Consider the following 20,447-nt stretch of genomic DNA (forward strand, 5'->3'; position numbering starts at 1 on the left):
CGTACGGGAGACCTCCCGTACGCCCCTGCTGCGTGTCCGGCGGGGCCGGTCAGCCGGCGTCGTACTTGTCGGCGCGGAAGGGGCGGGAGCCCTGGACCTCGCTGCGCAGGATGTTGGAGCGGGTGGTGAAGCGGTCGACGGCGACGTCGTGCTCATCGAGGAACTCGATCATGGCGGCGTGGACGATGCCGACGACGGGGCGGGTCAGGTTGATGGCGTCGTCGGACTTGAAGCGGCTGTTCCAGGTCGGGTCGGCCCAGGCCTGGCGCAGGCAGAGCGGTTCGGGGAAGCCGATCGAGCCGCCGAGCCACTTCAGCAGGCCGGGGTTCCGGTGGAAGGGGGCGCGGACGGCCTGCCGGACCACTTCGAGGTCGGTGACGACCGGGAGTTGGACGGTGCGGGTCTCCCAGAACCGGAAGGTCTTGGTGACGTCCTTCTCGGGGACCTTCGGCTTGGAGGTGAAGTAGCCGTTGATCGGGCCGAGGGTGTGCGGGGTGACCCGGATCTGCAGGTTGTGCACCATGACGGTCACGTCGATCACGGTGGTGGAGATCAGTTGGCCCTTGTGCAGGACGAACTGGACGGCGATCCGGTGCTTGGTGTCGGCGCCGAGGCTCTGCTTGGCGGCGACCTCGTGGACGGCGAAGTCGCGCATCCGGTCGCCGTCCATCTCGGGGCCGGAGGGGCGGCCGATCTCGTCGGCGCCCTCGCCGATGTCCAGCACCACCCAGTGGCTGATCTGCGGCCGGGGCAGGCCGCCGTTGGGGACCTCGCTGCTGGTCACGCTGGAGAGGCGGTCGGCGATCCGGCGGGTGAGGTCGGAGACGTGGAAGGTGCGGAAGTCGTGGTGGCCCTCGGCGGGGTGCAGGTCCTCGGCCATGGACCACTCGGCCCAGCGGGCGCCGATGCCGAGGATGCCCTTGTTCCCGGCGTAGTGCTGGACGTTGGTGGCCTGCTCGGTGCTGAGGCGGTCCAGGCCGGCCTTGAGGGTGTTGGCCTTCTTGTCGAGGTGGTCCTTGGGGACGGCCTTGGGGACGACGGCGGCGACCGGGCTGCCGCCGACCAGGTCCCCCCAGCGGGCGCGCTGCTGCATGACGCTGGTGACCACGGTGCGCTTGGCGAGGTACCAGCCGAGGACCGGGCCGAGCATGACCACCCGGAAGTAGAGGCCGGGCAGGCCGCCGAAGGGCGGGCGGATCAGCAGCAGCACGGTGAGGCCGAGGGCGAGCAGCAGGGCCAGGGTGCCGATGAAGCCGTCCTTGGCCGCGGACTTCTTGCTGCCGAGCCAGGCGCGGGCCTGGTAGGCGGCCAGCCAGACCAGCGTGCCGGGGAGGAAGAGCAGGCCGAAGAGCAGGCTGAGGCCGGTGAGCTTGCGGTCCCGGGCCTCGCGCAGGTCCTCGGCGGCGAGGCAGTGCTCGACGACCATCCGGACGTCGGTGCCGTGCGAGGGGACCAGCGGTTTGCGGCCGCCGCCGAGGGTGCGGTCGATCAGGGCGCGGCTGAACGCCTCGCCGGCGCTGGGGCGGAAGAGCGCGAACTTGCCCTTCTTGACCGTGATTCCGGTGAGGGCGGACAGTTCGTTGTAGTCGCCGTCGCGGTAGGCGGCGGAGGAGAACGCCTGCGTGACCGCGGTCTGGTTGCCGACGTCCGTGCGTGGTACCTGTGCGCCCGGCGTCATGTCGAGCTGAGTCACCTGTGCAGCTCCTTCTCCCCTGATCGATCTGCGGCAGGTTACCGTGCGGCGGCCGGGCCGTGCGGATCATCGGCTGAACCTGGGTCACATATCGGCCGCGCGCGGCGTTTTCGGGGTGATGCTGCCCCGTGCGGGCGGGTTCGACGCCCCCGGTTTGTCGGCCGGCGCCGCGGGGGTGGAGGATCTCGGGCATGACGAGTGCGTACGCACCGGGGCCGGTGCTGGTTTTCGACGGTGATTGCGCGTTCTGCTCCAGCTGCGTGCGGTGGGCGGAGCGTTATCCGCGGCAGAGCCTGTCCTCGGCGGGCTGGGACGCGGTGGCGTGGCAGTTCGCGGACATGGCCGCGCTCGCGGAGTACACCGGCGGGGAGGTGACGCCGGAGCGGGCCTCGCGAGAGGTGCTGTGGGTGACGCCGGACCGCCGGGTGTACGGCGGGGCGCAGGCGGTGGCGCGGCTGTTGATGCGGTCGGGCGGGCTGTGGGCGTGGGCCGGCGGGGTGCTGGCGCTGGCGCCGGTGCGGCCGGTGGCGGACGTGGTCTACCGCTGGGTCGCGAAGAACCGGGACCGGATGCCGGGCGGCACCCCGGCGTGCGCGCTGCCGCGGCGGTCGTAGCGGTCGTCGCGGCAGCGGCAGCGGCCGGGGTGGCCGGGCGCGGTCGTCGCGGTCGTGGCTCAGTCGGCGGTGTGCCGCGCGGCGAGGTGGGCGGGCATCGGGGCGTGCCGCAGGTAGCTGCGGGTGAACTGGCCGGTTCCGTGCGACAGCGAGCGCAGGTCGAGCGGGTAGCGGGTGAGTTCGAGTTCGGGGACCTCGGCGCGGACCAGGCTGAGGCCGGGGCCGCCGATCTCGGTGCCAAGCACGTGCCCGCGGCGGGCGGACAGGTCGGTGAGCACGGCGCCCTGGTACTCGTCGGGCAGCAGGACGCGGACCTCGTCGACGGGTTCGAGGACCTCGACGGCGGTGTGGCCGGCGGCCTCCTTGAGGGCGAGGGCGGCGGCGGTCTGGAAGGCGGCGTCGGAGGAGTCGACGGAGTGCGCCTTGCCGTCGGTGAGGGTGACCCGGACGTCGGTCATCGGGTGGCCGTGCAGGCCGTGGGCGAGCTGGGCCCGGACGCCCTTCTCGACGGAGGGCACGAAGTGGCGGGGGACGGCGCCGCCGACGACGCGGTCGACGAACTCGAAGCCGCCGCCCGGCAGGGGTTCGACGGTGAGGTCGCAGACGGCGTACTGGCCGTGGCCGCCGGACTGCTTGACGTGCCGGCCGTGGCCGTCGGCGGGGGCGGCGAAGGTCTCGCGGAGGGCGACCCGGTAGGGGACGGTGTCGACGTGGACGCCGTGGCGGGTGGTGAGGCGGTCGAGGGTGACGGCGAGGTGGGCCTCGCCGGTGCACCACAGGACGAGCTGGTGGGTGTCGGGGTTCTGTTCGACCCGCAGGGCCGGGTCCTGGGCGGAGAGCCGGCCGAGGGCCTGGGAGAGCTTGTCGTCGTCGGCCTTGGAGCGGGCCCGGACGGCGGTGGGGAGCAGGGCCTCGGGCAGCGGCCAGGGCGGTAGGACGGTGTCGCCGGTGGTGAGGGTGTCGCCGGTGCGGGCGGCGGTGAGCTTGGTGACGGTGGCGAGGTCCCCGGCCACGGCCATCGGCACGGGGCGCAGTTGGCGGCCGAGCGGGCTGTGCGGGGCGGTGAGGCGTTCCTCGGTGCCGTCGGGGAGGTGGGCGGTGGTGTCGGGGCGCAGGGTGCCGGCGAAGACCTTGAGCAGGCTGAGGCGGCCGAGGTAGGGGTCCTCGCCGGTGTGGACGACCTGGGCGGCCAGGGGGGCGTCGGGGTCGGCGGCGGGCAGTCCGTCGGTGCGGTCGGCGGGGGAGGGGAAGGCGTCGGCGACCAGGTCGAGCAGGGCGTCGCAGCCGGTGCCGTCGGGGGCGGTGGCGAGGACGGGGTGCAGGGTGCCGGCCAGGAGTTCGCGGCGCAGTCCGGCGGTGAGGGCGGCGGTGTCGAGCCCTTCGCCGTCGAGGTAGCGGGCCATCAGGGTGTCGTCCTCGCCGGCCAGGGCCTCGACCAGGCGGGCGCGTTCGGCGTCCAGGGCGGCGTCGAGGCCGGGGGCGTCCTGCGGGGTGCCGTGGGTGCGGCCGGTGAGCAGGTCGGTGAGGCCGTGCAGGTGGCCGTCGCGGAGGTCGACGTGGTGCAGCGGGCGGACGGTGTCGGGGGTGCCGAGGGTGTCCTGGAGCATCCGCAGCACGTCGTCGAGGCGGACCCGGGCGGTGCCCAGGTGGGTGAGGACGATCGCGCGGGGGAGCCGGGCGTCCTCGCACTGCCGCCACAGGGCGCGGACGGGCCGGGCGACCTCGGGGTCGGCGGCGGAGTGGACGAACAGGGCGGCCTCGGCGGCGCGCAGGGCGGCCTGGAGCTCGCCGGCGAAGTCGGCGTAGCCGGGGGCGTCGACCAGGTTGACCTTGAGGCCGCGCCAGGGCAGCGGGAGCAGGGCGAGTTGGACGGAGCGCTGCTGCTGGTGCTCGACGTCCTCCCAGTCGGCGGTGGTGGTGCCGTCGGGGACGGTTCCGGCCCTGGTCAGGACGCCTGCGGTGCGGGCGAGGGCTTCGGCGAGGGTGGTCTTCCCGGCTCCGCCGGCCCCGACCAGGGCCACGTTGCGGAGCCGGTCGGGTCGGTCCGCGGGCGGTGCGGGGGTGTGGGCCGTCCGGTCCGGCATGGCTGGCCTCCTGCCGCTCGATCAGCGTGGATACCATTGTCCAGCCGGGCGGGTCCATTCGCGCGGCCGCCCGGCGGGCAAGCGGCTCGCGGGCGCCAATCCGAGGAGCGGAGCGGACCGGAAGGCCATGCTCAACAAGTACGCGCGTGCCTTCTTCACACGTGTCCTCACCCCGTTCGCCGCGATGCTGCTGCGGTGGGGTGTCAGTCCGGACGCGGTCACGCTGATCGGTACGGCCGGGTCGGTGGCCGGCGCCCTGGTGTTCTTCCCGCGCGGGGAGTTCTTCTGGGGTGTGATCACCGTCACCCTTTTCATCTTCTCCGACCTGGTGGACGGCAACATGGCCCGCCAGGCGGGCCGCTCCAGCAAGTGGGGCGCGTTCCTGGACTCGACGCTGGACCGGGTCGCCGACGCGGCGATCTTCGGCGGTCTGGCGATGTGGTACGCGGGGGGCGGTGACAACGACCTGCTGTGCGCGGTGTCTATCTTCTGCCTGGCCAGCGGCCAGGTGGTGTCGTACACCAAGGCGCGCGGCGAGGCGCTGGGCTTCCCGGTGAACGTCTCGGGCCTGGTGGAGCGGGCGGAGCGGTTGGTGATCAGCCTGACCGCTGCCGGTTTCGCGGGGCTGCACAAGTTCGGGGTGCCGTACATCGAGTGGCTGCTGCCGATCGCCCTGTGGGTGGTCGCGGCGGGCAGCCTGGTGACGGTGGCGCAGCGGATGCTGACCGTGCGCCGGGAGTCGGCGGAGCTGGAGGCGGCGGGCGCCGCCGAGGGGGTCAAGTGAGGGAACGGTTGGTCGACGCCGCCTACGCGGCCGGCTGGGCGGGGTTGAAGCACCTGCCCGAGCCGGTGGCCCGCGGCCTGTTCGACACCATCGCCGACGTGGCGTGGCGGCGGCAGGGCAAGGGGGTGCGGCAGCTGGAGGCCAACCTGTCGCGGGTCCACCCGGACGCGGACGGGATCCGGCTGCGGGAGCTGTCCCGGGCCGGGATGCGCTCGTACATGCGGTACTGGATGGAGTCGTTCCGGCTGCCGACCTGGAGCCGGGAGCGGATCGCCGGTGCCATAACGGTGAAGAACCTGGAGCAGCTGGACGAGGCGATGGCGTCCGGGCGGGGCGCGGTGCTGGCGCTGCCGCACATGGCGAACTGGGACCTGGCGGGGGCGTGGATCGCCTCGGCGGGCGGGCACCCGTTCACCACGGTCGCCGAGCGGTTGAAGCCGGAGTCGCTGTTCGACCGGTTCGTGGCGTACCGGGAGAGCCTGGGGATGGAGGTGCTGGCGCTGACCGGCTCCCAGGTCTCGGTGGTGGGGACGCTGGCGCGGCGGCTGCGCGAGGGGAAGCTGGTGTGCCTGGTGGGCGACCGGGACCTCTCGGAGGCCGGGATCCAGGTGGACTTCTTCGGCGAGCCGACCCGGATGCCGGCCGGTCCGGCGGCGCTGGCCCAGCGGACCGGGGCGGCGCTGTTCCCGGTGTCGCTCTGGTACGACGGGGCGGTGCTGCGGGCCGAGGTGCACCCCGAGGTGGTGCCGTCCGGGGAGGGCACCCGGCAGGAGCAGGCCGCGGCGATGACCCAGGCGATGGCGGACGTGTGGGCGGTCGCGATCCGCGAGCACTCGGTGGACTGGCACATGCTGCAGAAGCTGTGGCTGTCCGACCTGACCCCGCGGAGGGCCGAGCGTTGAGGATCGGCGTGGTGTGCCCGTACGACTGGGACGTGCCGGGCGGGGTGCAGTTCCACATCCGGGACCTGGCGGAGCACCTGATCCGGCTGGGGCACGAGGTGTCGGTGCTGGCCCCGGCGGAGGACGAGGAGGCGCTGCCGCCGTACGTGGTCTCGGCCGGGCGGGCGGTGGCGGTGCCGTACAACGGGTCGGTGGCGCGGCTGAGCTTCGGCATCCTGTCGGCGGCCCGGGTGCGGCGCTGGCTGCGCGAGGGCCGGTTCGACGTGCTGCACGTGCACGAGCCGAACTCGCCGTCGCTGTCGATGCTGGCGGCCTGGGCGGCGACCGGGCCGATGGTGGGGACGTTCCACACCTCGAACCCGCGCTCGCGGGCGATGATCGCGGCCTCGCCGATCCTGCAGCCGGGCCTGGAGAAGATGTCGGGCCGGATCGCGGTGTCGGAGTACGCCCGGCGCACCCTGGTGGAGCACCTGGGCGGCGACGCGGTGGTGATCCCGAACGGCGTGGACGTGCGGTTCTTCGCGGACGCCGAGCCGAACCCGCAGTGGCAGGGCGGCGCGGCCGCGGGCGGGCCGGGGACGATCGGCTTCATCGGGCGGATCAACGAGCCGCGCAAGGGCCTGCCGACGCTGCTGGCCGCGCTGCCGCGGATCCTGGCCGAGCGGCCGGGCGTGCGGCTGCTGGTGGCCGGCAAGGGCGACGAGGAGGAGGCCGTGGAGGGCCTGGCGCCCGAGGCGCGGGCCCGGGTGGAGTTCCTCGGCATGGTCTCGGACCGGGACAAGGCCCGGCTGCTGCGCTCGGTGGACCTGTACGTGGCGCCGAACACCGGCGGCGAGTCCTTCGGCATCATCCTGGTCGAGGCGATGTCGGCGGGCGCCCCGGTGCTGGCCAGTGACCTGGACGCGTTCCGGCAGGTGCTGGACGGCGGTGCGGCCGGGGAGCTGTTCCCGGTGGAGGACGCGGACGCGCTGGCCGCTTCGGCGCTCAAGCTGCTGGGCAGCCCGGACCGGCTGGCGGCGCTGCGCGCCGCGGCCTCCCGGCACGTGCGGCGCTTCGACTGGGAGACGGTCGGCGCCGAGGTGCTGTCGGTGTACGAGACGGTGACCGACGGGCGTCCGCCGGTGGCCGAGGTCGAACCGTCCGACCGCCGCGCGCGTCCGAGCCGTTGACCCGTTCCCTCCGGAGAGGTAGCCCCGCATGCCGCTGATCACCGTCGACCACACCGACCGGCTCGCCGGTTCCTTCGACCGGCGGGGCTTCGGCCTGGCCCTGAACCGGTTGGCGGTGAAGCTGCTGGACGCCAAGCCGGAGAAGTGCAAGACCAGGTTCCGGCGCACCGAGGAGAACGTGGTCGGGGCGGACACCGAGACCTTCGCGCTGGTCGCGGTCCGGGTCGAGGTCTTCCCGGGGCGCAGCGCGGCGGCCAAGGCGGCGCTGGCCGAGGCGGTGCTGGAGGTGCTGCCCGGGTACCTGGGGCCGGACGCCGGGCCGGTGCAGGTCGCCGTCCAGGTCGAGGAGTTGGACCGCCTCGCCTACCGCTCGGCGGTCCTCGGGGGCTGAGCCCGGGGGCCGAGCCGGTACCGTAGCGCCCCGTGGCTACCTGGATCTGGGCCGTTGCGGCCGTCGTACTGTTCGCCGTCTACCTGAGCTGGACGGCGGGCAGGCTCGACCGGCTGCACGCCCGGATCGACGCCGCGCGGGCCTCGCTGGACGCCCAGCTGCTGCGCCGCTCCTCGGTGGCGGTGGAGCTGGCGACCTCCTCGCTGCTGGACCCGGCGGCGTCGATCCTGCTGCTGGAGGCGGCGCACGCGGCCCGGCAGGCCGAGTCCGAGCAGCGCGAGGTGGCGGAGAGCGAGCTGAGCCTGGCGCTGCGGGCGGTGCTGGACGAGCCGGAGCAGGTCGCGGCGCTGCGGGCGGCGCCGGGCGGCGAGGAGGCGGTGCGCGACCTGGTGGAGGCGGTGCGCCGGGTGCCGATGGCGCGGCGCTTCCACAACGACGCGGTGCGGGCGGCGCGCGCGGTGCGCGAGCACCGGCTGGTGCGCTACTTCCGCCTCGCGGGGCGCGCGCCGTTCCCGTTGGCCTTCGAGATGGACGACGAGCCCCCGGTGGCCCTCACGCCCGAGGGTGCGTCCGCGTAGGCTGGCCCCGTTTCCTGTCGAACACCGGCGTTTCCTGCCGCAGCCGGGTCGCTGGCCTGATTGTCGTATGCCGGGGGCGGCCCTGGACCATGTGGCGCATGGGTCGGCGGGCCCCCGGGCCTACGATAGATCGATAGCACCGGTTCATCCCTGAGTGAGGTCTTACGTGTCCACCACCCCCACTTCCGCCGAGCAGCCCCAGGTCGGCACCGCCCGGGTCAAGCGCGGCATGGCCGAGCAGCTCAAGGGCGGCGTGATCATGGACGTGGTCAACGCCGAGCAGGCGAAGATCGCCGAGGACGCCGGTGCGGTCGCGGTCATGGCGCTGGAGCGGGTCCCGGCCGACATCCGCAAGGACGGCGGCGTGGCCCGGATGTCCGACCCGAACATGATCGAGGAGATCATCGGCGCGGTCTCCATCCCGGTGATGGCCAAGTCCCGGATCGGCCACTTCGTCGAGGCCCAGGTGCTGCAGTCGCTCGGCGTCGACTACATCGACGAGTCCGAGGTCCTCACCCCGGCCGACGAGGTCAACCACTCCGACAAGTGGGCGTTCACCACCCCCTTCGTCTGCGGCGCCACCAACCTGGGCGAGGCGCTGCGCCGGATCGCCGAGGGTGCGGCCATGATCCGCTCCAAGGGCGAGGCCGGCACCGGCAACGTGGTGGAGGCGGTCCGCCACCTGCGCCAGATCAAGAACGAGATCGCCAAGCTGCGCGGCTTCGACAACAACGAGCTGTACGCCGCCGCCAAGGAGCTGCGCGCCCCGTACGAGCTGGTCCGCGAGGTCGCCGAGCTCGGCAAGCTGCCGGTCGTGCTGTTCTCGGCCGGCGGCGTGGCCACCCCGGCCGACGCCGCGCTGATGCGCCAGCTCGGCGCCGAGGGCGTGTTCGTGGGCTCCGGCATCTTCAAGTCGGGCGACCCGGCCAAGCGCGCCGCCGCCATCGTGAAGGCCACCACCTTCTTCGACGACCCGAAGATCATCGCGGACGCCTCCCGCAACCTGGGCGAGGCCATGGTCGGCATCAACTGCGACACCCTCCCGGAGACCGAGCGCTACGCCAACCGCGGCTGGTAAGCGCCCACGCGTCCGGCCCGCCGTGCGAGTTCCCGGCACGGCGGGCCGCTGCGTGGCTCCCGGGCCCTGTAGTTCGAGAACGAAGAGGTAGTGAGACCGTGAGCACCCCCACCGTCGGCGTCCTGGCCCTGCAGGGCGATGTCCGCGAGCACCTGGTGGCGCTGGCCGCCGCCGACGCGCTGGCCCGGCCGGTGCGCCGCCCGGAGGAGCTGGCCGAGGTCGACGCCCTGGTGATGCCCGGTGGCGAGTCCACCACCATCTCCAAGCTGGCCGTGCTGTTCGGCCTGATGGACCCGCTGCGCGAGCGGGTCGCGGCCGGCATGCCGGTCTACGGCACCTGCGCGGGCATGATCCTGCTGGCCGACAAGATCCTGGACGGCCGGGACGACCAGGAGACCGTCGGCGGCATCGACATGACGGTCCGCCGCAACGCCTTCGGCCGGCAGAACGAGTCCTTCGAGACCGCCATCCCGTTCGCGGGCCTGGCCGGCGACCCGGTCACCGGCGTGTTCATCCGCGCCCCCTGGGTCGAGGCGGTCGGCGCGGGCGTCGAGGTGCTGGCCGAGGTGCCGGCCGCGGACGGCCCGGACGCCCGGATCGTCGCGGTCCGCCAGGGCAACCTGCTGGCCACCTCCTTCCACCCGGAGCTGACCGGCGACCACCGCGTCCACGAGTACTTCGTCCGGATGGTCGAGGCCGCCGGGCGCTGAACGCCCCGTGCGGCGCGGTGACCGTGTGCCACCCGGCGGTGCGGCACCGGTAAGATCTCCCCTGTTCATTTCCCATTGGCGACGAAAAGGAGCTGGCGATGTCCGGCCACTCTAAGTGGGCTACCACCAAGCACAAGAAGGCCGCGATCGACGCCAAGCGCGGCAAGCTCTTCGCCAAGATGATCAAGAACATCGAGGTGGCGGCCCGCACCGGCGGCGGCGACCCGGCCGGCAACCCCACGCTCTACGACGCCATCCAGAAGGCCAAGAAGAGCTCGGTCCCGATCGACAACATCAACCGCGCCGTCAAGCGCGGCTCCGGTGCGGAGGCCGGCGGCGCCGACTACTCGACCATCATGTACGAGGGCTACGGCCCCAACGGCGTGGCCGTCCTGATCGAGTGCCTCACCGACAACCGCAACCGCGCCGCCTCCGACGTGCGCGTGGCGATGACCCGCAACGGCGGCAACATGGCCGACCCGGGCTCGGTGTCCTACCTGTTCAACCGCAAGGGCGTCGTGATCGTCCCCAAGGCCGACGGCGTGGACGAGGACAAGATCCTGGACGTCGTGCTGGACGCCGGCGCCGAGGAGGTCAACGACCTGGGCGAGGCCTTCGAGGTGATGTCCGAGGCCACCGACATGGTCGCGGTCCGCACCGCGCTGGTCGACGCGGGCATCGACTACGACTCCGCCGACGCCAACTTCGTCCCCAGCATGCAGGTCGAGCTGGACGCCGACGGCGCCCGCAAGATCTTCAAGCTGATCGACGCGCTGGAGGACAGCGACGACGTGCAGAACGTCTTCGCCAACTTCGACGTCTCCGACGAGATCATGGCCGAGCTGGACGCCTGAGTCCGGCCCGCGTTCCCCGCCCGGTGGCCCGCTGGTGGCCGCCGGGCGGAGGCGTGTCCGGGACCGGTTGTCGGTGGCCGGGGGTAACCTGCGCAGGTCGGAGAGAGGTGTGGCCGTGCGAGTGCTGGGTGTGGACCCTGGGTTGACCAGGTGCGGCGTCGGGGTGGTCGAAGGACTGCCGGGGCGGCAGTTGACGATGCTCGGCGTCGGCGTGGTGCGCACGCCCGCCGAGGACGAGATCGGCCCCCGGCTGCTCGCCATCGAGCAGGGCCTGGAGTCCTGGCTCGACCGGTACTCGCCCGAACTCGTCGCCGTGGAGCGGGTGTTCGCCCAGCACAACGTCCGCACCGTGATGGGCACCGCGCAGGCCTCCGCGGTCGCCGTGCTCTGCGCGACCCGCCGCGGCATCCCCGTCACGCTGCACACCCCCAGCGAGGTCAAGGCCGCCGTCACCGGCTCCGGCCGGGCCGACAAGGCCCAGGTCACCGCCATGGTCACCCGCCTGCTGCGGCTCGACGCCCCGCCCAAGCCCGCCGACGCGGCGGACGCGCTGGCCCTGGCCATCTGCCACATCTGGCGCGGCGGCAGCACCAACCGCCTGACCGCGGCGATCAAGGCCCACGGCCCGGGCGGCGGCTCCTGGCACGGCGCGACTTCCGGGCGGAACCAGGGGCGCGGGGAACTGCGCGAAGCGGAAGACGCCCAGCGGGAAGATCCGCCCGAGCAGCGGGCAGCGGCTCCCCGGGCGGCCTACGGCAGGGCGCCGGGTCGCTCGCGCAGTTCCCCGCGCCCCTGACGGGGCGCGCAGCCGCTGTCGACGAACAACCGCGAGCCGGCGGGGACCGAAAGTCGTTTTTCGGTCCCCGTAGACGGCAGAGCCCCGTGAGACGTTTGCGGGGCTCGAACCTCGAACCCATCGAAAGGAACGACCTCGCCATGATCGCCTTCGTGCAGGGGCCGGTTGCGGTGCTGGGGGCCGGCGTGGCCGTGGTGGAGGTCGGCGGGGTGGGGATGGCGGTGCAGTGCACGCCGACCACGCTGGCGGCGCTGCGGGTGGGGGAGGTGGCCCGGCTGGCGACCTCGCTGGTGGTCCGGGAGGACTCGCTGACCCTGTTCGGCTTCGCGGACGACGACGAGCGGGCCACCTTCGAGGTGCTACAGGCGGCGCCCGGCGTCGGGCCGAAGCTGGCCCAGGCGATGCTGGGGGTGCACTCGCCGGAGGCGCTCCGGGTCGCGGTGGCCGGCGGCGACGAGAAGGCGCTGATCGCGGTGCCGGGCATCGGCAAGGCGAAGGCGGCCAAGCTGCTGCTGGAGTACAAGGACAAGCTCGGCGCCCCGCACGGCACCGTCCCCGCGCAGAAGCCGGTGGCGTCCGGCCCGGCGCCCTGGCACGAGCAGCTGCACTCCGCACTGGTGGGCCTGGGCTACGCTCCGCGGGAGGCGGAGGAGGCGGTGTCCCGGGTCGCGCCGGAGGCCGAGGCGCAGTCCGTGCCGGACGTCGGCGCCCTGCTGCGGCTCGCCCTGCGGGGCCTGAACCGGGCCCGCTGAACGGCGCCGGAGCAATGTGGCGACACGTCACCAAGTCGACATGGAGAGCGGTTTTCCGATGAGCCCGTACGAGTCCGACCCCGCTGACCGCCTGCTGACGGCGTCCGCCGACGGCGAGGACCAGGCGGTGGAGGCCGCGCTGCGGCCCAAGCAGCTGGACGAGTTCATCGGGCAGGAGCGGGTGCGCGAACAGCTCTCGCTGGTCCTGCAGGCGGCCCGCAAGCGCGGCGCGGCGCCGGACCACGTGCTGCTGAGCGGCCCGCCCGGGCTGGGCAAGACCACCCTTTCCATGATCATCGCGGCCGAGCTGAACGCCCCGATCCGGATCACCTCCGGCCCGGCGATCCAGCACGCGGGCGACCTGGCGGCGATCCTGTCCTCGCTGACCGAGGGCGAGGTGCTGTTCCTCGACGAGATCCACCGGATGTCCCGGCCCGCCGAGGAGATGCTCTACATGGCGATGGAGGACTTCCGGGTCGACGTGATCGTCGGCAAGGGCCCCGGCGCCACCGCGATCCCGCTGGAGCTGCCCCCGTTCACCCTGGTCGGCGCGACCACCCGGGCCGGACTGCTGCCGCCGCCGCTGCGCGACCGCTTCGGCTTCACCGGCCACATGGAGTTCTACGCCCCGGCCGAGCTGCAGCGGGTGGTGCACCGCTCGGCCGGCCTGCTGGACGTGGAGATCGACCCGGCGGGTGCGGCCGAGATCGCCGGGCGCTCGCGCGGCACGCCCCGGATCGCCAACCGGCTGCTGCGCCGGGTGCGGGACTTCGCCCAGGTCCGGCACGACGGCCTGGTCACCCGGGAGATCGCCGCCCGGGCGCTGGAGGTCTACGAGGTCGACGCGCGCGGCCTGGACCGGCTGGACCGGGCGGTCCTGGAGGCGCTGCTCAAGCTGTTCGGCGGCGGCCCGGTGGGCCTCTCGACCCTGGCGGTGGCGGTCGGCGAGGAGGCGGAGACGGTCGAGGAGGTCGCCGAGCCCTTCCTCGTCCGGGAGGGCCTGCTGGCGCGCACCCCGCGCGGGCGGATCGCCACCGCGGCGGCCTGGCAGCACCTCGGGCTGACCCCGCCGCAGTCGCCGGGCGCGGCGAAGGCGGCGCGGAACGTCCAGCAGAACGGCCTGTGGGCCGACGGCCAGGGATAACTCCGGCGCCTTATCGGGAGTTTATGTGCATGCCAAGGCTCGCCACTTTCGGCGGCACACTGGCATGCTTGGCGTTGTCCGTTCAGTGCGGGTCGCCTAGACTCCGCCGGACCGCCCCTCTCACCCGACGGGCCGACGTACACGCACTGGTCGCCGAGCGCGGCCGCAAAGGACCCTGGCCGTGAATCTGATCATCCTCATCCTCCCGCTCCTCGCGATCTTCCTGATGATGCGCTCGCAGAAGAAGCGTCAGGCCCAGACGCAGAGCATGCAGAGCGCGCTCCAGCCGGGGTCGGGCGTGCGCACCATCGGCGGCATGTACGCGCTGGTGAAGGCGGTCAATGACGAGACGGTCGAGCTGGAGGTCGCCCCCGGCGTGGTGGCCCACTACACCAAGGGTGCGATCGCGGCCGTCCTGGAGCCGCTGGAGTACGACGCGATCATCAACGGCCGCCCCGCCGAGGGCGAGGCCGTCGAGGACGCGGAGCAGGACGCGGACGCCGACGAGAAGCCGCTGAGCCTGTCCAAGGACGAGGCGAAGGCCGACGCAGAGGCTCCCGAGAGCAAGTAGTACGGTCGGGGCACCCTCGACCGAGCGGCATCCGCCGCAAGCCCAACAGGACCTCTTGGGCCGTCGTGCGTCCGCCGCCTTCCGGCACCCGCCCAGCGCGGGGCCGGAGGCCGGCCGCCGGGCGGCATGGACAGGGAGAAACGAGCAAGGTGGCAACACCCAAGTCGCGGTCGCGCGACGGATACCCGGGACGGGCGCTGGCGCTCATCCTGGTGGTCACCGTCGGCCTTGTGGCCCTCATGTTCGGGACGGGCAACACCAAGCCGCGTCTCGGTATCGACCTCGCCGGTGGTACCAGCGTCACGCTGACCGCGAAGTCCGATGATCCTTCCGCGGTCAACAAGACCAACCTGGACACCGCGGTCGGCATCATCCAGAAGCGCGTGAACGGCATGGGCGTCTCCGAGGCGGAGGTGCAGACCCAGGGCAACGCGAACATCATCGTCAACATCCCCGACGGTGGTAACACGCAGCAGTCCATCGACAAGGTCGGCGACACCGCCAAGCTCTACTTCCGCCCGGTGCTGGCCGCCGAGCCGTCCGGCGCGGCCGCCCAGCAGCCCGACCCGTCGGCCTCCGCCTCCGCCGGCGCCTCGGCCTCCCCGAGCGCGGGCGCCTCCGCGTCGGCCTCCGCGAGCGCCGGCAGCGGCGCCTCCGCGAGCGCCTCCACCGGCGCCTCGGCCTCCGCGTCCGCGACCAAGGCCGGCCGCGCCCTGTCCGGCGCCCTGCAGGCCGACCCGACGGCCTCCGCCGCCGCGAGCGGCTCCGCCTCGGCCCAGCCGTCCGCCTCCGCCCAGCCGTCCGCCGACGCCTCGGCCCCCGCGGCCGACCCGAGCGCCGCGGCCACCCCGGACGCCGAGACCCTCGCCCTGCAGCAGCAGTACACCGCGCTGGACTGCACCAACGAGGCGCAGCGGATCAACTACCAGGGCAGTGACCCGTCCAAGCCGGCCATCGCCTGCTCGTACGACGCCGAGGGCGGCCTCTGGTACAAGTTCGTGCTCGGCGGCGTCGCGGTGAACGGCCAGGACGTCACCAAGGCGCAGGCCGCGATCGACACCCAGGGCGGCAAGGGCTGGATGGTCGACCTGTCGTTCAACGACACCGGCTCCAAGGCGTTCGCCTCCACCACCGGCCAGCTGGCCACTCAGTCCTCCCCGGCCAACCAGTTCGCGATCGTGCTGGACGGCCAGGTCGTCTCGCACCCGTACGTGTCGGAGTCGATCACCGGCGGCACCGCCGTGATCAGCGGCAGCTTCACCGCGAACGACGCCAAGTCGCTGGCGAACGTGCTGAGCTACGGCGCGCTCCCGCTGGACTTCGTGAAGAGCGACGTCACCACCGTCTCCCCGCAGCTCGGCTCCGAGCAGCTGAAGGCCGGTCTGATCGCCGGTCTGATCGGCATGGTCCTGGTGGTCGCCTACTCGCTGGTCTACTACCGCGGCCTGGGCCTGATCTCGATCGCCGGTCTGGCCGTCTCGGCCGTGCTGACCTGGTCGATCATGAGCCTGCTCGGCGCGGGCATCGGCTTCGCGCTGAACCTGCCCGCGGTCTGCGGCGCGATCGTCGCGATCGGCATCACCGCCGACTCGTTCATCGTGTACTTCGAGCGGATCCGGGACGAGGTCCGCGAGGGCGCCCAGCTGCGGGCCGCCGTGCAGCGCGCCTGGCCGCGGGCCCGGCGCACCATCCTGGTCTCGGACTTCGTGTCCTTCCTGTGTGCCGCGGTGCTGTACCTGGTGTCGGTCGGCAAGGTCCAGGGCTTCGCGTTCACGCTGGGCCTGACCACGCTGCTCGACGTCGTGGTGATCTTCCTGTTCACCAAGCCGATGATCTCCCTGCTCGCCCGCACCAAGTTCTTCGCCGGCGGCCACCCGCTGTCCGGTCTGGACCCGAAGCGGCTCGGCGCCCGTCCGCCGCTGCGCGGTTCCCGCCGCCGTCCCACCGCGACCCAGGAGGTCTGACCCATGTCGCTCCGCAACATCGGTCACCGCCTCTACCAGGGCGAGGTCTCCTTCGACTTCGTGGGCAAGCGGAAGATCTGGTACTCGATCTCCGCGGTGATCGTCCTGGTGGCCGGCATCGGCCTGGCCATGGGCCTGCACCTGGGCATCGAGTTCAAGGGCGGCTCGGTCTACACCGTGCACAAGCCCGGCCTGAGCGCCTCGCAGGCCAAGGACACCGCCGACAGGATCATCGGCTCCAAGACCGCGCTGGTGCAGACCACCAACAAGGGCGACGTCCGGGTCCAGGTCAGCGCCGAGGAGTCGATCCCGGCGACGACCTTCACCAAGGAGTTCTCGCAGGCGATCGGCGTCCAGGAGCAGGACATCAACGCCCAGGTGATCGGCCCCTCCTGGGGTGCCGACATCTCCAAGAAGGCGCTGACCGGCCTGATCGTCTTCATGGTGCTGGTGACCGTCTACATGGCGATCGCCTTCGAGTGGCGGATGGCGGTGGCCGCCCTGGTCGCCCTGATCCACGACCTCCTGATCACCATCGGCGTCTACGCCCTGGTCGGCTTCGAGGTCACCCCGGGCACCGTGATCGGCTTCCTGACCATCCTCGGCTACTCGCTCTACGACACGGTCGTCGTCTTCGACACCGTGAAGGAGAACACCCGGGGCCTCACCAAGCAGTCCCGCCGCACCTACAGCGAGGCCGCCAACCACGGCCTCAACCAGACCCTGGTGCGCTCCATCAACACCACGGTCGTCGCCCTGCTCCCGGTCTCGGCGCTGCTGTTCATCGGCGGCGGCTTCCTGGGCGCCGGCACCCTGAACGACATCTCGCTGGCCCTGTTCATCGGCCTCGCGGCCGGTGCCTACTCCTCCATCTGCGTGGCCACTCCGCTGCTCGCGCAGCTCAAGGAGCAGGCCCCGGACATGAAGGCGCTCGCCAAGCGGGTCGCCCAGCGCCGGGCCGCCGAGGCCAAGGCCGCGGCCGAGGCCCCGGCCGGCGCCGCGGGTGAGGACGGCGACAGCGAGGACGGCACCGGCGAGGAGGTCGCGGCCGGTATGGTCGGACAGCGTAACCAGCCGGTCAGCCGCACCCGCGGCAAGGGACGGCCGTCCGGCAAGCACTGACCCTCCGCGAAGGAACCCCCGTGACCTCCACCACCGACCCCGCCCTGTCCGAGCTGCTCAACAGCCGGATCCGGGACGTGCAGGACTACCCGAAGCCGGGCGTCCTGTTCAAGGACATCGCCCCCCTGCTGGCCGACGCCGAGGCGTTCGGCGCGCTGACCCGGGCGCTGGCCGAGCGGGCGAAGGAGCTCGGCGCCACCAAGGTGGTCGGGCTGGAGGCGCGGGGGTTCGTGCTCGCCGCGCCGGCCGCGTTCGCCGCGGGCCTCGGGTTCGTCCCGATCCGCAAGAAGGGCAAGCTGCCCGGTGCGGTGTTCGCCCGCTCGTACGACCTGGAGTACGGGTCGGCGACGCTGGAGGTCCAGTGCGACGCGTTCGAGCCGGGCGAGAGGGTCCTGGTGGTGGACGACGTGCTGGCCACCGGCGGCACGATCGCCGCGTCGCTGGACCTGGTCCAGGAGGCCGGCGCCGAGCTGGTCGGCGTGGTCGTGCTGATGGAGCTCGGCTTCCTGCCGGGGCGCGCGAAGCTCGTCCCGCACCTGCACGGCGCACCGCTGGAGACGCTCGTCGTGGTCTGACGGCGGGCCGCAGGACGACCGCCCGGGAACGGCTCCGTTCCCGGGCGGCTCCGTTCCCGGGCGGACGCGCCGCCGCGCGGGGGCGCGCGGTCGGTACGATGAAGGTTGATCCGACGTAGGAGTGTCCTTGCCCGACGAGGTTGTGCCCACGGCCGCTGCCGCCAGTTCCCGCCCCTCGCAGGGCGGGATGCGGGCCAGGCTCGCCCGGTTGGGCGGTCAGCGCAGTTCGATGGTCAACCCGGTGCTGGAACCGCTGTTCCGGACGATCCGGGCCAACGACCCCAAGGCCGATCCGGGGCTGCTGAAGGACATCGAGCGGGCGTACGCCGTCGCCGAGAAGTGGCACCGCGGTCAGAAGCGCAAGAGCGGCGACCCGTACATCACCCACCCGCTGGCGGTGGCCACCATCCTGGCCGAGCTGGGGATGGACGCGCCCACCCTGATGGCCGGGCTGCTGCACGACACGGTCGAGGACACCGACTACGGCCTGGAGACGCTCCGGGCCGACTTCGGCGACTCGGTGGCGCTGCTGGTCGACGGCGTGACCAAGCTGGACCGGGTCAAGTTCGGCGAGGCCGCGCAGGCGGAGACCGTCCGCAAGATGGTCGTGGCGATGGCCAAGGACCCGCGGGTGCTGGTGATCAAGCTCGCCGACCGGCTGCACAACATGCGCACGATGCGCTACCTGAAGCGGGAGAAGCAGGAGAAGAAGGCCCGCGAGACGCTGGAGATCTACGCCCCGCTGGCGCACCGGCTGGGCATGAACACCATCAAGTGGGAGCTGGAGGACCTGGCCTTCGCCATCCTCTACCCCAAGATGTACGACGAGATCGTCCGGCTGGTGGCCGAGCGCGCCCCCAAGCGCGACGAGTACCTGGCCACCGTGATCGACCAGGTGCAGGGCGACCTGCGCGGGGCCCGGATCACCGCGCAGACCACCGGCCGGCCCAAGCACTACTACTCGGTCTACCAGAAGATGATCGTCCGGGGCCGGGACTTCGCCGAGATCTACGACCTGGTGGGCATCCGGGTCCTGGTCGACACCGTCCGCGACTGCTACGCGGCGCTGGGCACCATCCACGCGCGGTGGAACCCGGTGCCGGGGCGGTTCAAGGACTACATCGCGATGCCCAAGTTCAACATGTACCAGTCGCTGCACACCACGGTGATCGGTCCCGGGGGCAAGCCCGTCGAGCTGCAGATCCGCACCTTCGACATGCACCGGCGGGCCGAGTACGGCATCGCCGCGCACTGGAAGTACAAGCAGCGCGCGGTGGCCGGCGCCTCCAAGGTGCGCACCGACACGCCCACCCACGGGCGGCAGCACGACAAGGCCGACGCGGTCAACGAGATGGCCTGGCTGCGGCAGCTGCTCGACTGGCAGAAGGAGACCGAGGACCCGAGCGAGTTCCTGGAGTCGCTGCGCTTCGACCTGTCCAGCAACGAGGTGTTCGTCTTCACCCCGAAGGGCGACGTGATAGCGCTGCCCGCGCAGGCCACCCCGGTGGACTTCGCGTTCGCGGTGCACACCGAGGTCGGCTACCGGTGCATCGGCGCCCGGGTCAACGGCCGCCTGGTGCCGCTGGAGTCGACCCTGGAGAACGGCGACACCGTCGAGGTGTTCACCTCCAAGGCGGAGAACGCCGGCCCGTCCCGGGACTGGCTGAGCTTCGTCAAGTCGCCCCGGGCCCGCAACAAGATCCGCGCCTGGTTCTCCAAGGAGCGCCGCGAGGAGGCGATCGAGCAGGGCAAGGAGTCGATCGCCCGGGCGATGCGCAAGCAGGGCCTGCCGATCCAGCGGATCCTCACCGGGGACTCGCTGGTCACCCTGGCCCACGAGATGCGCTACCCGGACATCTCCTCGCTGTACGCGGCGATCGGCGAGGGCCACGTCGCCGCGCAGGCCATCGTGCAGAAGCTGGTCCAGGCGATGGGCGGCGAGGAGGGCGCGGTCGAGGACCTCGCCGAGACCGCCACCCCCTCGCACCAGCCGCGCGCGATGCGCCGCCGGGCCAAGGGCGACCCGGGCGTCATCGTCAAGGGCGTGGACGACGTCTGGGTGAAGCTGGCGCGCTGCTGCACGCCGGTGCCCGGCGACCCGATCGTCGGCTTCATCACCCGCGGCAACGGCGTCTCGGTGCACCGGGCGGACTGCGTCAACGTGGAATCGCTCCAGCAGCAGCCCGAGCGGATGATCGAGGTCGAGTGGGCGGCCACCCAGTCCTCGGTCTTCCTGGTCGCCATCCAGGTGGAGGCGCTGGACCGCTCCCGGCTGCTCTCGGACGTCACCCGGGTGCTCTCCGACCAGCACGTCAACATCCTCTCGGCGGCCGTCCAGACCTCCCGCGACCGGGTCGCGATGAGCCGGTTCACCTTCGAGATGGGCGACCCCAAGCACCTCGGCCACGTGCTCAAGGCGGTCCGCGGGGTCGAGGGCGTGTACGACGTCTACCGGGTCACCTCGGCGCGCAACAAGTAGCCGCCCCGCCCGCCCGGGTCGCCGCCCGCCCCCGCCCCGCCGACACTGGCCGGGTGGGGGCGGTCGGCTTTCCGGGAGGCAGTGTGCACGCGATACGGGTGGCGACGGCGGTGACGGGCGCGGCGGTGGCTGCCGCCCTGGTGGCCGGCTGCGGCAGCGGCTCCGGCGGGCCGGGCGGCGCCGCGGG

17 protein-coding genes and 2 pseudogenes are annotated in these 20,447 nt (G+C 72.6%); 17 read left to right on the top strand and 2 right to left on the bottom strand.

Annotated features, from left to right (window positions below):
* Positions 1-49: 49 nt before the first annotated feature.
* On the bottom strand, positions 50-1,693 hold the full coding sequence (locus ACWEO5_RS32735) for a hypothetical protein (RefSeq protein WP_452165780.1): 1,644 nt from the start codon (positions 1,691-1,693) through the stop codon (positions 50-52).
* Positions 1,694-1,884: 191 nt separating this feature from the next.
* Here ACWEO5_RS32735 and ACWEO5_RS32740 point away from each other — a divergent pair, with 191 nt between their 5' ends.
* Positions 1,885-2,307 (top strand): thiol-disulfide oxidoreductase DCC family protein, encoded by a 423-nt coding sequence (locus ACWEO5_RS32740; RefSeq protein WP_344551481.1) that lies wholly within the window; start codon positions 1,885-1,887, stop codon positions 2,305-2,307.
* Between the two features lie 59 nt (positions 2,308-2,366).
* On the opposite strand, the gene ACWEO5_RS32745 is transcribed toward ACWEO5_RS32740, so the two are convergent.
* Positions 2,367-4,391 carry an elongation factor G gene (locus ACWEO5_RS32745; RefSeq protein WP_452165781.1) on the bottom strand — a complete coding sequence of 675 codons (2,025 nt, stop codon included), beginning with the start codon at positions 4,389-4,391 and terminating at the stop codon, positions 2,367-2,369.
* A 127-nt stretch (positions 4,392-4,518) separates the two neighbouring features.
* On the opposite strand from ACWEO5_RS32745, the gene pgsA reads away from it, so the two are divergent.
* From pgsA to ACWEO5_RS32825, 16 genes and pseudogenes are all read left to right on the top strand, one after another.
* A complete protein-coding gene (gene pgsA / locus ACWEO5_RS32750; RefSeq protein ID WP_452165782.1) occupies positions 4,519-5,175 on the top strand; it encodes a phosphatidylinositol phosphate synthase in 657 nt (218 codons plus the stop codon).
* On the top strand, positions 5,172-6,077 hold the full coding sequence (locus tag ACWEO5_RS32755; RefSeq protein ID WP_452165783.1) for a phosphatidylinositol mannoside acyltransferase: 906 nt from the start codon (positions 5,172-5,174) through the stop codon (positions 6,075-6,077). Before pgsA ends, ACWEO5_RS32755 begins: the two co-directional genes overlap by 4 nt.
* Positions 6,074-7,246, top strand: coding sequence for a glycosyltransferase family 4 protein (locus ACWEO5_RS32760; protein ID WP_452165784.1), 1,173 nt, complete (start codon positions 6,074-6,076; stop codon positions 7,244-7,246). Before ACWEO5_RS32755 ends, ACWEO5_RS32760 begins: the two co-directional genes overlap by 4 nt.
* A gap of 28 nt (positions 7,247-7,274) precedes the next feature.
* Complete coding sequence (locus ACWEO5_RS32765) at positions 7,275-7,637, top strand: 5-carboxymethyl-2-hydroxymuconate Delta-isomerase (RefSeq protein WP_452165785.1); 363 nt, start codon at positions 7,275-7,277, stop codon at positions 7,635-7,637.
* A gap of 32 nt (positions 7,638-7,669) precedes the next feature.
* The gene (locus tag ACWEO5_RS32770; protein WP_344551475.1) at positions 7,670-8,215 is read left to right on the top strand and encodes a hypothetical protein; all 546 of its coding nucleotides are present in this window, start codon (positions 7,670-7,672) and stop codon (positions 8,213-8,215) included.
* Positions 8,216-8,381: 166 nt separating this feature from the next.
* Complete coding sequence (gene pdxS / locus ACWEO5_RS32775) at positions 8,382-9,293, top strand: pyridoxal 5'-phosphate synthase lyase subunit PdxS (protein ID WP_111555892.1); 912 nt, start codon at positions 8,382-8,384, stop codon at positions 9,291-9,293.
* Positions 9,294-9,391: 98 nt separating this feature from the next.
* The gene (gene pdxT, locus ACWEO5_RS32780) at positions 9,392-10,003 is read left to right on the top strand and encodes a pyridoxal 5'-phosphate synthase glutaminase subunit PdxT (RefSeq protein ID WP_452165786.1); all 612 of its coding nucleotides are present in this window, start codon (positions 9,392-9,394) and stop codon (positions 10,001-10,003) included.
* A gap of 98 nt (positions 10,004-10,101) precedes the next feature.
* Positions 10,102-10,857, top strand: a complete 756-nt coding sequence (locus ACWEO5_RS32785) for a YebC/PmpR family DNA-binding transcriptional regulator (RefSeq protein ID WP_014134592.1) — start codon at positions 10,102-10,104, stop codon at positions 10,855-10,857.
* 115 nt (positions 10,858-10,972) lie between these two features.
* Positions 10,973-11,491 (top strand): annotated as a pseudogene (gene ruvC, locus ACWEO5_RS32790) (crossover junction endodeoxyribonuclease RuvC); the annotation flags it as partial.
* A 302-nt stretch (positions 11,492-11,793) separates the two neighbouring features.
* Positions 11,794-12,405 (top strand): Holliday junction branch migration protein RuvA, encoded by a 612-nt coding sequence (ruvA, locus tag ACWEO5_RS32795; RefSeq protein ID WP_344551472.1) that lies wholly within the window; start codon positions 11,794-11,796, stop codon positions 12,403-12,405.
* Between the two features lie 58 nt (positions 12,406-12,463).
* Entirely contained in the window at positions 12,464-13,549 is a 1,086-nt protein-coding gene (gene ruvB, locus ACWEO5_RS32800; protein ID WP_452165787.1) for a Holliday junction branch migration DNA helicase RuvB, read from the top strand.
* A 181-nt stretch (positions 13,550-13,730) separates the two neighbouring features.
* On the top strand, positions 13,731-14,120 hold the full coding sequence (gene yajC / locus ACWEO5_RS32805; protein WP_452165788.1) for a preprotein translocase subunit YajC: 390 nt from the start codon (positions 13,731-13,733) through the stop codon (positions 14,118-14,120).
* A 149-nt stretch (positions 14,121-14,269) separates the two neighbouring features.
* Positions 14,270-16,084, top strand: coding sequence for a protein translocase subunit SecD (secD, locus tag ACWEO5_RS32810; RefSeq protein ID WP_452165789.1), 1,815 nt, complete (start codon positions 14,270-14,272; stop codon positions 16,082-16,084).
* Positions 16,085-16,087: 3 nt separating this feature from the next.
* A complete protein-coding gene (gene secF, locus ACWEO5_RS32815; RefSeq protein ID WP_452165790.1) occupies positions 16,088-17,206 on the top strand; it encodes a protein translocase subunit SecF in 1,119 nt (372 codons plus the stop codon).
* 20 nt (positions 17,207-17,226) lie between these two features.
* Complete coding sequence (locus ACWEO5_RS32820) at positions 17,227-17,781, top strand: adenine phosphoribosyltransferase (RefSeq protein WP_452165791.1); 555 nt, start codon at positions 17,227-17,229, stop codon at positions 17,779-17,781.
* Between the two features lie 187 nt (positions 17,782-17,968).
* A pseudogene (locus tag ACWEO5_RS32825) lies at positions 17,969-20,260 on the top strand (RelA/SpoT family protein); the annotation flags it as partial.
* Positions 20,261-20,447 lie beyond the last annotated feature (187 nt).

The sequence above is a fragment of the Kitasatospora sp. NPDC004272 genome (genome assembly GCF_053603035.1).